The organism is Roseibium sp. (assembly GCF_025698965.1).
GTDB lineage: Bacteria > Pseudomonadota > Alphaproteobacteria > Rhizobiales > Stappiaceae > Roseibium.
Genome location: NZ_JAILWL010000134.1, coordinates 1 through 13330 on the forward strand (window position 1 = coordinate 1; position 13330 = coordinate 13330).

Genomic DNA, 13330 nt, shown 5'->3' on the forward strand with positions numbered 1-13330 from the left:
GCCGGATCACTCCGTTCTGACTGGATTTGCCTGACTGAACCGAACAACCCGGGCAACACTTGCTGCCCGGGTCTTTGGGTGTTTCCTAGGCCCTGAAGCATCGGGGCACACGGATTGGTTTGCACCAGCGGAGTGCAAAAGACGCCTCAAGAACCGTTTCCGGTCTCCACCCCGTTCAGGAAGCCCTTACCTTTCAGATAGTTGATGATTTCCTCAGCAACATCTTCCGGATCCCTGTCGACGTTTTTGACGTGGATCTCGGGGTTTTCCGGAGCCTCGTAGGGGCTGTCGATGCCGGTGAAGTTCTTGATCTCACCCCGGTCCGCCTTGGCGTAGAGCCCTTTCGGGTCGCGGTTGCGGCATTCCTCGATCGGCGTGTCGACAAAGACCTCGATGAACTCGTCCTCTGCCATCAGGCTGCGTGCCAGACGCCGCTCGGATTTGAACGGAGAGATGAACGACACAAGCGTGATCAGCCCGGCATCGGTGAACAGTTTGGCCACCTCGCCCACACGGCGGATGTTCTCCACCCGGTCCGCATCGGTAAAGCCCAGATCCTTGTTCAGCCCGTGGCGCACATTGTCACCGTCCAGCGTGTAGGTGTGCCGGCCGTCAATATGCAGCTTCTTTTCGACAATTGAGGCAATGGTCGACTTGCCCGATCCGGACAGGCCCGTGAACCACAGAACCGCCGGCTTCTGCCCCAGTTTTTCCGAACGGGCGGTCTTGTCCACGTCCAGCGCCTGCCAGTGAATGTTGCTCGCCCGGCGCAGCGCAAACCAGATCATGCCCGCACCAACCGTCGCGTTCGACATCCGGTCGATCAGAATGAACGAACCTGTCGTGTGATTGGCCTCATAAGGATCAAACGGCACGGAGGAGGACAGCGCGAAGTTGCAGAAGGCAATCTCGTTCAGCTCAAGCGTCTTGCCCGCCATGTGTTCGAACGTGTTCACGTTGATCTTGTGCTTGATCTCCGACACCGTTGCCGTCACCGTGCGCGTGCCGATCTTCAAAAGATACGGCCGCCCCGGCAGCAGCGGTTCGTCCGACATCCAGATCACATGGGCGGCAAATTGATCGGCCACATCCGGGCGGTTCGCCGTTGATGACAGTAAATCGCCCCGGGAGATGTCAATCTCGTCTTCCAGCGTGATCGTCACCGCCTCGCCGGCGCGCGCCGCCTCAACCTCGCCACCGGCACCGACAATGGTCTTGACCCGCGACTGTTTCGCCGGACCGGCAACCACAAGCTCCTCGCCAACCGCAACCCGGCCGCTGGCAATCGTGCCCGAATACCCACGGAAATCCAGATTGGGGCGGTTTACCCACTGGACGGGAAAGCGGAACGGCGCCTCCAGAACATGCTCACCGACCTCGACCGTCTCCAGATGCTCCAGAAGCGTCGGACCCGCATACCAGGGCATCTTGCCGCTTTTGCCGGTGACGTTGTCGCCGTAGCGCGCCGACATCGGGATCGCCTGCAAGGTTTCAAAGTCGAAGCCGTTGGCAAATGTCTCGAATTCCTTGCGGATTTCGTCAAACCGCTCTTCGGAAAAACCCACAAGATCAATCTTGTTCACCGCCAGAACAACGTGACGGATCCCCAAAAGCGAGGCAATGAACGCATGCCGGCGCGTTTGAACCATCAGACCGTTGCGCGCATCTACAAGCAGCACCGCAAGGTCCGCCGTCGACGCTCCCGTTGCCATGTTCCGCGTATACTGCTCGTGGCCCGGCGTGTCGGCAACTATGAACTTGCGCTTGTCGGTCGCAAAGAAGCGATAGGCCACATCAATGGTGATCCCCTGCTCGCGCTCTGCCTCAAGACCGTCGACCAGAAGGGCAAGATCGATCTCTTCCCCAACCGTGCCGTGCTTCTTGGAATCGCGCTCAAGCGCCGCCAGCTGGTCCTCGAAGATCAGCTTGGTATCGTAAAGGAGCCGCCCGATCAGCGTCGACTTGCCGTCGTCAACCGAACCGCAGGTCAAAAACCGTAGCTGGTCCTTCGTTTCCTGGGCAAGGATATAATCGGTGACCGCGGTTTCGGCCGCATCCTGAATGTCGCTGCTGGTCATCTTAGAAATATCCTTCCCGCTTCTTCTTCTCCATCGACGCGCTTTCGTCCTTGTCGATCAGACGGCCCTGGCGCTCCGACGTGCGGGCAATAAGCATTTCCCGGACAATCGCCGGCAACGTGTCCGCATCCGATTCAATCGCTCCTGTCAGCGGGTAACAGCCAAGCGTGCGGAAGCGCACCGTCTTTTCTTCGATTTTCTCTCCCGGCAGCAGCTTCATCCGATCGTCATCGGCCATGATCAGCATGCCGTCCCGCTCAACAACCGGGCGTTTGGCAGCCAGATACAACGGCACCATCGGAATGTTCTCCGTCAGGATGTATTGCCAGATGTCCAGCTCGGTCCAGTTCGACAACGGGAATGCCCGGATGCTCTCGCCCTTGGCAACCCGGGCGTTGTACAGGTTCCACAGCTCCGGACGCTGGTTCTTCGGGTCCCAGCCGTGATTGGCATTGCGGAACGAGAACACGCGCTCTTTCGCCCGCGACTTCTCCTCGTCACGACGTGCCCCGCCGAAAGCCGCGTCAAAGCCGTATTTGTTCAGCGCCTGCTTCAACGCTTCCGTCTTCATCACGTGCGTGTGCACCGACGAGCCGTGGTCGAACGGATTGATGTTCTTCTCAAGACCTTCCGGATTGGTATAGATCAGAAGATCCAGCCCCAGACGCTTGGCCGTCTCATCGCGGAACTTGATCATGTCCCGGAACTTCCAGGTCGTGTCTACGTGAAGCAGCGGAAACGGCGGCTTGGAGGGATAAAACGCCTTCATCGCCAGATGCAGCATGACACCGGAATCCTTACCGATGGAATACAGCATGACCGGATTGGAAAATTCAGCCGCCACCTCACGGATGATGTGGATGCTTTCCGCTTCCAGACGCTTCAGATTGCTGAGGCGCTCAGGCGTGAGCCCATAAGATTGCATATTCATAGTCGCTTTTCCGTTGGACCGGATACCCGGCCGGACATCGGGTGCTGCAGCCTGTCAAAAAACCGCAGCTTGTATCATCAGGCCGCCGGAGCAAACCCGGGCAGCAGCTCCCTGGAGCTGGCCGCTATAAAAAAAGGATTGCGCAGATCGTCCTTGGAGGCCCCCTCAGGCACCCGATAGACAAATTCCTCGCCGCCGTCAGCAAGGACCACGCAGCCGCCCGCCGCGCGAACAACCGCATCACCCGCCGCAATGTCCCACTGCATCGTCGGCGCCAGGCGCGGATAAAGATCCGCCTTGCCGGCCGCCACCCAGCACAGCTTCAATGACGAGCCCACGGAAACACGTTCGGCAACATTCAATCGCTCGATCAGCGCACTTGTCTCTTCAGACAGATGCGACCGGCTGGCCAGAACGCTCAACCCGTCAGCCGGCGGCTGGCGTACCGAAATTGGCGCGATATCGACAACATCACCTGCTTCGATCCGGCCCTTGAAAGCCCCCTCGGAACCACCCCAGAAAATCTCGCCAAGCGCCGGTGCCGAGACGACACCAAACACCGGCCGTCCCTGATCGACCAACGCAATGTTGACCGTGAATTCGCCGTTCTTCTTCAAAAATTCCTTCGTGCCATCCAGCGGATCCACCAGAAAATAACGGTCGCCGACATCCGGCAGATTGCCCGCCTCAACAGACTCTTCGGCAACAACAGGAATGTCCGGAAACACTTCTGACAAACCAGCAAGAATTACCTTCTCAGCCGCCTCGTCCGCAACCGTCACAGGAGAACCATCCCCCTTCGACAAAACTTCAAACGGCTCCGCATAAATCTTCAAAATCTCCTCGCCAGATTGAATAGCAAGAGCCACTAAAAAAGATATCTGATCTTCTGTCATTTACGCCTCAGTTCGCGCAATTCCCTATTGGAACTGCAATTAAATTGCCTGCCTGGCTTGCTGGTCAATAAAAGGAACAATGTGTTTCAATTCAAGGAATGGCGTTCCACGAATGCACCGGAAAAGAAAATGCATCTTGTAATCTGGCATTCGCATAAGGGCTTTTGTTTCGTAGTTCAAGAGTGCGGGCATTCCTTACGAGTTCTTTCTATCATCTGAATGACCGGTCCCAGCGACGATTGCCGATTAACCGACTTTTTCCATGCAAAGTTGTGCACTGCCTTTCAACCTCGCATAGGTCGCGAGAATATCACCCAAATCGCGGTCAAATTGTGATTTCTGCCTAGAGTCTTCGATGAGATTCACAGATTGGCAAGGCATTCATGGTTATTGTCGTTGCGGAAGGGTTCCCTGCCCTCAAGTTTCAAATAGTTGCGAGACCAAGATGTCTGACGTCAATCCCGCACCGCAGCAGAATGCGGAAGAAGAGCAAGACAGCGAAATTGCCGAGCGTGACCGGCGCGCCCGCGTGTTCAAGAAAGGCAAGATGGTCTTTCAAAACGGCCTCAGATCCATTCCCTGTCTTGTGCGCAATATTTCGCAAGGCGGCGCCATGCTGGAATTCGAGCAGGCTTACATGCTGCCGAAGCACTTCGAACTTTACATCGACCTTGAAGACTACGAAGTCACCTGCGAACGCCGCTGGGAAGAGGGTTTGCGTTGCGGAGTAGAGTTCGTCGGTGAAAAGCGGCGAATTGCGCAGATGCGCGCGCAATCGCTCAAATCTTCGGAAGAGGCCTTGGTAAAGGCAGACGACGAATTCGTTGACAACGCGAACAACTTTTTCAATCGCCGAAGTGACGATACGAGGCGCGCCGTTGAACCTGGCGAGCCCCTCAGCCGTCTGCGGAAAACAGGTGGTGGCAAGCCATCTTTCGGCAAACGCCGGTAATGCTCACATAGCTATGGGCGGCCGCACTGGAAAGTGCCGCCGCTGACCACGCAACTAGAGTATCCGTTTTGGTCAATCAGGATACTCCAGAGTGAAATACACGAACCAGATCCGCTGCCTGGCTCGTGCGCGTTCTTACTCCAATTGTCTTGCGAAAAATGTTTCCGGGTCATCGACCTCGACGAGGCGCCTGCCCTCGATCAGCCAGTACCGGGTGCCGACGTTGCGCACAAAGGTCCGGTCGTGACTGACCAGAAGCGCGGTTGCACCCTGCTTCAGCAATTCAAGTTCCAGGGCCTCCTGACCTTCTATATCCAGATGGTTTGTCGGTTCGTCCAGGATATAGAAATTGGGTTCCGCGAGCCGTAAGATAAGCATGGCAATTCGGCTGCGCTGACCTCCAGAAAGAACGGAAATACGCCTGTCCTGAAGTTCAATGGAGATGCCGGCTGCTGCAAGCAGAGCCCGGGCAGTACGGTCTCCAACGTCCGAGTTCTTCGTGATCGCATCCATCGGGGTCGTGAACCGGTCCAGCTGTGAAAGAGCTTGATCGGATACCCCCGGCACAACTGTCGGTGACACACGAATATCGGCATCTTCACCTGTCAACGCACGGATAACACGGCTCAGCAAGCAGGTCTTACCGGAGCCATTCGTCCCAAGCACGACAATTCGATCACCGCGATTGATCCAGAGCCTTCCGGTTTCAAACAAGGTTGGTCCGTCCGGAACGACTATTTCGGTCTCCTCGATCGCGACGAGCGATTTGGCATGAGTGCCTGAATTTGCCAGACGGATACTACCAGCCGGGCGTTCGCCGCCGGCAGGACGTGCGCTGCCTTCTATCTTGTCCGCCCGTTCTTTCAGTTGCTTGGTTTTGGTCAGCAGCAGGTCTGATCCGGAATTAATGCCGATATTCTTGAGTTTTGCTGCCTGCCGGCGAAGTTGATTGGCTTTACCGATGTCCTTTTCGAACTGGCGTGCTGCTGCGGCATCGATTTCATCCAATGCCTGCCGGGCCATGCTGTAGGGAAGCGCAAACTCAAATGACTGCTCAGGACGCAGGAAAAAAGTGCGGTTGGTGACTGCATCCAAAAAGGCGCGGTCATGACTTGCCACCACGAGGGGTGTCCCACGCGCAATTGTCTCGAACCAACGCTGCAAAAGACCGATACGGCCGAGATCCAGGTGGTTGGTGGGTTCGTCGATCAGCAACACATCGGGCTCGCTCACCCAGGTCCGGGCAAGCAAGGCGACCCGTTGCCAACCTCCGGAGAGCGCGGCAAGCGGCCGCTGCCAGAGTTCGCCGGGTACGTCCAGGTCTGCGAGGGCAATATCAACCCGCCAGCTTTCGTTTTCTGCCTGATCCGGATCGAGCGCCGACAGGACTGCCTCATAGAAAGATTTGGCCAATAGCTCCTCAGGAACGTCCTGGGAGACGAAGCCGATCCTGAGGCCACGGGCGGTGGTAAGTTCGCCTTGGGTGAATTCCGTCTCACCGGCCACGGCACGCAGCAAGGTGGATTTGCCGCTGCCATTTGCTGCCACGAGACCGATACGGTCGGCCTTGCCAATGGTGAGATTCACGTCGGAAAACAGCGGTGCTGAAAGGGTTACGCCAGCATTGCGCAGGTTGATCAAGGTCATGTGTCACGTCTTTAAGATCTGATTTGTTTAGCCGTTCAGGCTGCCTTAAGGGCAGATCGTCGTGACAGGATGTCCTGCGATCAGCCCCACAAACGCGTTTGCGGGGCGAAGACGGGACCACGGACGCGGTAGCACGTGAAATGCATCTGGTCCTCCTTTCTTCTTGCAATGGACACGAAAAATCTAATGCGGAGAAACTGACCGGTCAACCGGAATGTTGGCCCCATGATGACAGCTGAGCTGCCGTGAAATCAGCTTCGATCCGGTGCCTATTCGACTGCATTGTCAAGCCAAAGCAACCGAATATCTCCGCAACTTCCGTGTTTGCCTGTATTGCAATTGGCGCCTTATCCAACCTCTCGGTCCGATAAAAATGTAATCGCCTTAGAAAACCGGATCGGACAGGTTCTCAGGAATACGGTCCGCGACATTTCAGCCACTCCGACAGGCGCGCAAAGCTCTCCTGACCGCCTTCTTCCGCCCCCCTGGCCTTTGCCCGGTCCAGCGCCACCGATGTCTCGAACTGCATGCGCAATGTTACAAGGGTGTGCATCCCGTTTCCCTCAAGCACCTTGTCTTCAAATGTCACGACCATCCGGCAGGTCAGATGCCGGTCGCTGACATGGCCGCCTGAATTGAAGAAAACCAGACGAATAGGCGGATCCACCTCTTCAAATACCGCACGATTGGGATAATCCATGCCATCCGGCCCATGAAGGACGTAGTCCCAGATGCCACCGACGGTCACATCCATGGTGTTGATTGTCAGGGAAAAATCGCGTGGGCCCCACCAACGCACAAGCTGTTTAGGATCCGTCCAGGCACGAAAGACTGTGACAGCGGGCGCGGCAAACACGCGGGAGAAAACCAACTCCTGTGCGTCCGGCTCACTGCCGGCAACCTCAAACATCGTCCTCACCTCCCCGCTCGGCCAGAAGCTCATCCAAGCGGTCAAAGCTTTCGTCCCAAAATTTGCTGTATGGCTCGACCAGATTGAACACCTCTTTCAGCGGGCCGGGTTTCAACCGGCAGGGCCCCGCCGCTGAGCGTCGCGCAGGCGTTCGATCAGACCAGCCCGTTCCAGAACGTTCAGATGCTTGGTAATCGCCGGACCCGTCATGTCGAATGGCTCTGTCAGCTCCGAGACCGTCAACTCGCCCCCAGTCAACCGCGCCAGAATGGAACGCCGTGCCGGATGTGCCAGAGCTGAAAGGGTGAGGCTCAAATTATCGGTAGACATTTTATTTCACCATATGGTTAGATTACTATATGGTAACATACGATTCTCGACACGGTAAGCCGCTTTTTGCGGCCAATTGCGCCTGAATTCTGGAGGGACTGTTATGAGAGACTTGGCGATTTTGACTTTTGTAACCCTGGACGGTGTCATGCAGGGACCGAGCAAACCGGATGAAGATCTTTCCGGCGGCTTTGAAAAGGGAGGCTGGGCCGCGCCATTCTGGGAAGAGGTAATGATACAGGTTGGCCGCGAAGCGATGGCAATGCCTTATGACATGCTTTTCGGCCGCAAGACCTACGATCTATTCGCTGAACACTGGACACAGGCTGAAGACGAACCGGCGGGCATGATGAACGCGGCTCGCAAATATGTCGTCTCACGGGGCAAACCGGATCTTGGCTGGGCTAATTCCCACCTCATTTCAGGTGATGTTCCAGCAAATCTGCGCGCCTTGAAGCGTTCGGCCGGCCCTTTGCTGCAGGTGCATGGCAGTGCCAACCTGATTCAAACGCTGCTAGCCCATGATCTGATCGACGAATTTCGCCTCTGGACTTTTCCGGTTGTCGCCGGGTGCGGCAAGCGGTTGTTCGACCCGGGCGCCGCACCAAACACGCTCCGGTTGGTCAAACACGAACAGACGGAAAACGGTGTGGTGATGGCGATCTACCGCAGGACCTGACTGTTCCTTTCGTTGACTAAAACTGTCCGCGCAGAGATCATCCTCAATGCATGTAACCCAAACCCAGCAGACGGATCGGCTCGCAATGAAGCAGACATATCAGGGCGCGTGTCATTGTGGCCGCATCCGCTTTGAGGTTCTTGCGGAAATCGATCACGTGCGCGTTTGCGATTGTTCGGTCTGCCGTATGCGCGGCGCGCTGATCCACCGGATTCCGAAGGATGACCTTAAACTGCTGACGCCGCTAAATGACCTCACCCTTTATCAATGGGGCTCGCGCTCAGCCAAAGACTATTTCTGTCCAGTCTGCGGTATTCTGCCCTTTCGAAAGCCAAGTGACCCGACACGTGAAGAACTGGACCAAGGCATTGCCCCCTTTGATGGCTGGGCGGTGAACACCCGCTGTCTAGCGGATTTCGATTTGGAGAATGCGCCGCGTAAAAACATTCCCGGCAGCAGGATCAAGCTGACTTGCGACTGAGAGCGGCATGATGTGCATTGGACTGATCAGAATATTCTGAGGCCAGCGGTTGAGAAACCACCTCAAACAAGGAAAGGACGCCGGCCGTAGCCAGCGCCCCCCTGTGTTAAAGAAAGATTTCAGATACCACATCAAAGCCTAGCGGTTTTGGATGCCATATCCATCTTTGCTTTTAACGATGACCGTGGTCTCCCGAAGGAGCCTCGGTCCACGGCCACGTAACCCAGAGGTTGCGCAGATCGTGCTGATCGAACAGATAACCCGCTGTCCATCAGATTACCGGGGCCCCATCCACGACACGTCTCGCTTTCACGCCACCTGTCGCTTTTGAAGCACCCCACGCGGCACCCGGCACTTGGTTCGAAACATCCCCGTTAGGAGAGCCCTTGCCAGACCGGCCGTGAGCTACCGAGAAATCCTTTATCAACACCTGCCTGCCGTAACCGGGTCAGTAATTCCTCAGTAGTTGAGTTAATACTGCGCAATTCATTACCTGATGTAAATCCCTTTTATTAAGTTTCAACAAGTAAAAGCAAAGCTGTTGATAAAATGTGCACAGTTTAAAAATTATGATTTAATTTCCGCACTTTACCCAAATAACTTAAAACCACCTCGCAAATTCTACCGCACCGCAAAATAAAACTGATTTTCCTGGAAATTTAGCCTCCTCTCTCTGCGTCCGCTTTTTGTGTGCGTTTCAATCTAGGCGTGTTAGGCTTTCGCGTGTTTTGAAAACAGAGCGAATGCTCAATGGGTTATGTGTGTCATTGCGAGGAGAACCCTTCCCGTCCCGGGATGGCTCCCATCGGGCAGTTGACATGACATCCGGTTTCAGCCGGAGTTTTTCAGGGAGGAAATTATGTGCCGGAGATGTTCAAGCAGATTGTTGAACCGCAGAAACCTTCTTGCCGGTGGATTGGCGGCTACTTTCGCGGCCACAACCGCCTCCAAAGTCCTTGCCCAGGAAAATGAAGCGCCGCCGGCCACACCCGACGATGCCTTGCAGCGCCTGAAGGACGGCAATGCGCGTTATGTCGCCAACCAGCCAATCTATACCGACCATTCCCATGGACGGACTTTGAGATCCGTCGGACAACAGCCCTTTGCGGCCGTCGTCACCTGTTCGGACAGCCGTGTCGTTCCGGAGCTCATTTTCGATCAGGGACCAGGCGATATTTTCGTTGTGCGTGTAGCGGGCAATTTCATCAATGAGGACGGGCTCGCCAGTCTGGAATACGGCGCAGCGGTCCTTGGTGTCAAAACCATCATCATTCTCGGGCACTCGGCCTGCGGTGCGGTCGATGCGACGATCAAGTCCATCGAAAGCAAGACCCTGCCTCCCGGCCACATTCCCAGTCTCGTCAATGCCATCCGCCCGGCCGTCTATGACGTGATACCGGGCAATCCGCCTGACCTTTTGTCCGCCGCCATCGCCCAAAACGCCAAACTCAACGCGGAAAAAGCCACTGTCGCCCATCCGGTTTTGGCTGATCTTCACACTAAGGGAGAAATCTCGTCAGTGGCCGGGGTTTATGAGATTTCGACGGGCAAGGTGGCGTTTTTGTGAGTGTACCCGGGCGTCAGCCAAGGTTTCAATCGGGCCGTCTGGCCGTGATTGCGATCCATGGGCCCTGAACCTTGGTTTGATACCCACCCCCGAGATATTCCACGATTGAAACCGTTTCCCAGTCGCCTGACCGGCTGTAACTGTCAACAAGGTCTTCGCGGGAGAGATAGTTGTAATAGCGTCCGAACACGTCGCGGCCTTCCTGACCTCCGCCTTTATAACTGGCAAAATGATAGCCGCCGGGTTTCAGGGCGTTTCGAACCCGGGTCAATATACCCGGCAGCGCTTTGCGCGGTACGTGCAAAAGCGATGCATTTGCCCAGACGGCGTCATAGGCCTGGTCGGCTTCAAGCTCGTCGAACCGCATGATCCGTACCGGGTGCCGGAGCCGTTCTTCTGCCCTGGCAGCAATTTCCGGTGTCCCGTCCGTCGGCTCGAACTCAAACCCTGCCGCCATCATCGCTTCGGCATCCCGGCCACCGCCGCAGCCAAGCTCCAGGATCTTCGCGCCACGCGGCAGGCGTTTCAAAAACGCGGCAAGATGCGTGCTTACCCCTGCCTTGCCGCTTGCCGTGTAGACGGGTGCTTCTGAGGTGTAGAATTTGAGAGTCTCGTCGTCTTGCGCGGTGGCAGCGGCGACGTCGTCAGCGTCCGAATGCATCATTTTTCCAATCCGATTGAGCGATGAAAGCGTTCAGCTGCAACAAAACGAATCAACATGATCCGGGCGGTGCCAACGCATAAAACTTCGGGAAGCAAATTAAATCGCACCGAATTTATTGTCACTATTGTCAGGCGCTAAAAAATTCTAAATGACCGCTGGTTGCATTCGAGTCCTGCGAAATAAAAGCTTAACATTTTACGACACCTACTAGTTTCGAAATATCGAAATTTGGCTGACAAGCCACTGATTCCCCTGCGTTTGTTTTGGTTTAAAGCTTCAATTAGAGGTGACATGAAAATGCTGAAAAACATACCAATCTCGTTCAAGGTGTTTGGAGGCTTTGGTGCAGTCCTAATGCTCCTGCTGTTCATTGGCACGACAAGCGGTCTGAGCCTCAAGGAAGGCAGCGATCAGTTCAAGAGATACCGCTCGATTGCTCTTCAGACCAATCAGGCAGGCAGGGTTCAGGCAAACCTTCTTGAAGCCCGTCTCGCGGTCAAGAATTTCATCATTCATGCATCGGACGAAGCGATAACAAAGGTCAAGGAGCGTTCGGCAAAGACGCTGGAGCTCAACACCCAACTTGCTTCCCTCGTGGACGCCGGGTCGAAACAGCAGGTTGTTGCCCAGGCGGGTGATAGTCTGCAGCAATACATTCATGCATTCGATGAGGTAACCAACCTTCAGGCGAGACGGAATGAGCTTGTTCTTGGAACTCTGGATACGGTTGGTCCCCAGATAGAACGAAAACTCACTGAAGTCATGAAAAGCGCCTACGAGGATGCAGATGCTGACGCAGCGTTTCTCGCAGGCAAGGTTCAACGGAATTTGTTGCTGATGCGCTTGTATGCATCGAAATTTCTGGTCACCAACAAACAGGCCGATTATGAGCGCGCGCTAACGGAATCGGGTGAAATAACCCAAAACTACGAAACTCTGATGTCAGCACTTCAAAACCCGGCAAGAAGAAAACTCTCCGAAGAAGCTGAAAAACTTCATATTGATTACATCGAGGTCTTCAAGGAAGTTCGCGACACCATATTCGAACGCAACACCATTATCTCCGGCACGCTTGATACCATCGGCCCGAAAGTCGCAGCAGAGATGGAAGAACTGAAGCTTGCGATCAAGACAGAACAAGACCGGGTCGGACCGCAAACGACTGCCGCTCTGGACTCCGCGGTTCAGATGACGATTGCCGTAGCAGTGATCAGCATCGCGCTTGGGTCGCTCGCTGCGTGGTTCATCGGGATGGGAATTTCGAAACCTATCAAGTCAATCACGGTCTCCATGAAATCTCTTGCCGAAGGGGACAAATCGATCAAGATCCCGGATCAGAGCCGCAAAGACGAAATCGGCGCGATGGCATCAGCGGTTCAGGTGTTCAAGGAAAACATGGTCAAGGCAGACGAACTGTCTGAACGCGAAGCGGAAGAACTCAAGTCCCGCGAGGCTCGATCACACCATATCGAAAACCTGACGCAAGAGTTTGACGCCGAAGTGTCCGAATTGCTCAAGGCCGTTGCCAGTGCATCGACGGAAATGGAAAGCACTGCTAATTCCATGTCGGATATCGCAAGCGATACCAACGACCGGGCAACCACAGTTGCGACTGCTGCGGAAACGGCCTCCTCAAACGTTCAGACGGTTGCCAGTGCAACTGAGGAATTGAGCAGCTCGATACATGAAATCTCACGGCAGGTTTCCCAGTCGGCGGAAATTGCAGGTCGCGCGGTCGAACAGGCAACGAGCACCGATAAGCAAGTCCAGGGACTGGCAGTTGCGGCTCAAAAAATCGGCGATGTTGTAAAGCTCATCTCAGATATCGCCGAACAGACCAATCTTCTGGCGCTCAATGCCACGATCGAAGCTGCACGCGCCGGTGAAGCCGGCAAGGGATTTGCAGTTGTCGCAGCAGAAGTGAAGGAACTGGCAAGCCAGACCGGAAAGGCGACGGAAGAAATCGGCCAGCAGATCGCGAGCATCCAATCCGAGACGGACGGCGCGGTCTCGGAAATCCAGAACATCGGTGCAACAATTGCTGAAATCAACGAAATTGCATCGGGGATCGCATCAGCTGTCGAAGAACAAACCGCCGCGACACAGGAAATCGCCGCCAGTGTCGAACAGGCCGCAATGGGCACCGGACAAGTGACAACCAACATCATGGAAGTCACAAGGGCCGCCAGTGAAAC

At 55.4% G+C, this 13330-nt stretch carries 11 protein-coding genes and 1 pseudogene; 5 read left to right on the forward strand and 7 right to left on the reverse strand.

Features of this window, described 5'->3' with window-relative positions; genetic code table 11:
• Positions 1–146: 146 nt before the first annotated feature.
• From cysN to cysQ, 3 genes are all read right to left on the reverse strand, one after another.
• The gene (cysN, locus tag K5905_RS12765; protein WP_297584383.1) at positions 147–2078 is read right to left on the reverse strand and encodes a sulfate adenylyltransferase subunit CysN; all 1932 of its coding nucleotides are present in this window, start codon (positions 2076–2078) and stop codon (positions 147–149) included.
• A 1-nt stretch (position 2079) separates the two neighbouring features.
• Entirely contained in the window at positions 2080–3009 is a 930-nt protein-coding gene (cysD, locus tag K5905_RS12770) for a sulfate adenylyltransferase subunit CysD (protein WP_297584385.1), read from the reverse strand.
• 77 nt (positions 3010–3086) lie between these two features.
• Complete coding sequence (cysQ, locus tag K5905_RS12775; protein WP_297584388.1) at positions 3087–3905, reverse strand: 3'(2'),5'-bisphosphate nucleotidase CysQ; 819 nt, start codon at positions 3903–3905, stop codon at positions 3087–3089.
• A 445-nt stretch (positions 3906–4350) separates the two neighbouring features.
• Here cysQ and K5905_RS12780 point away from each other — a divergent pair, with 445 nt between their 5' ends.
• Positions 4351–4857 (forward strand): PilZ domain-containing protein, encoded by a 507-nt coding sequence (locus tag K5905_RS12780; RefSeq protein WP_297584391.1) that lies wholly within the window; start codon positions 4351–4353, stop codon positions 4855–4857.
• Between the two features lie 135 nt (positions 4858–4992).
• Here K5905_RS12780 and K5905_RS12785 read toward each other — a convergent pair whose 3' ends face one another.
• The 3 genes and pseudogenes from K5905_RS12785 to K5905_RS12795 form a co-directional block, all read right to left on the reverse strand.
• Complete coding sequence (locus tag K5905_RS12785) at positions 4993–6504, reverse strand: ABC-F family ATP-binding cassette domain-containing protein (protein ID WP_297584394.1); 1512 nt, start codon at positions 6502–6504, stop codon at positions 4993–4995.
• A 409-nt stretch (positions 6505–6913) separates the two neighbouring features.
• A complete protein-coding gene (locus K5905_RS12790; RefSeq protein ID WP_297584395.1) occupies positions 6914–7414 on the reverse strand; it encodes an SRPBCC domain-containing protein in 501 nt (166 codons plus the stop codon).
• A pseudogene (locus tag K5905_RS12795) lies at positions 7407–7744 on the reverse strand (ArsR/SmtB family transcription factor). Before K5905_RS12795 ends, K5905_RS12790 begins: the two are co-directional and overlap by 8 nt.
• 103 nt (positions 7745–7847) lie before the next feature.
• Between K5905_RS12795 and K5905_RS12800 the strand changes: the two are divergent.
• The 3 genes from K5905_RS12800 (at position 7848) to K5905_RS12810 (ending at position 10471) form a co-directional block, all read left to right on the forward strand.
• Positions 7848–8423, forward strand: coding sequence for a dihydrofolate reductase family protein (locus K5905_RS12800; protein WP_297584397.1), 576 nt, complete (start codon positions 7848–7850; stop codon positions 8421–8423).
• Positions 8424–8508: 85 nt separating this feature from the next.
• A complete protein-coding gene (locus K5905_RS12805) occupies positions 8509–8904 on the forward strand; it encodes a GFA family protein (RefSeq protein ID WP_297584398.1) in 396 nt (131 codons plus the stop codon).
• A gap of 883 nt (positions 8905–9787) precedes the next feature.
• Positions 9788–10471: a carbonic anhydrase gene (locus K5905_RS12810; RefSeq protein WP_297584400.1), complete on the forward strand. Its 684-nt coding sequence runs from the start codon at positions 9788–9790 to the stop codon at positions 10469–10471.
• A gap of 25 nt (positions 10472–10496) precedes the next feature.
• Here the strand turns inward: K5905_RS12810 and K5905_RS12815 are convergent, their stop codons facing one another.
• A complete protein-coding gene (locus K5905_RS12815; RefSeq protein ID WP_297584402.1) occupies positions 10497–11132 on the reverse strand; it encodes a bifunctional 2-polyprenyl-6-hydroxyphenol methylase/3-demethylubiquinol 3-O-methyltransferase UbiG in 636 nt (211 codons plus the stop codon).
• 294 nt (positions 11133–11426) lie between these two features.
• Here K5905_RS12815 and K5905_RS12820 point away from each other — a divergent pair.
• Positions 11427–13330, forward strand: a 1904-nt coding sequence (locus K5905_RS12820; protein ID WP_297584403.1) for a methyl-accepting chemotaxis protein, incomplete at its 3' end; no start/stop codon positions are given.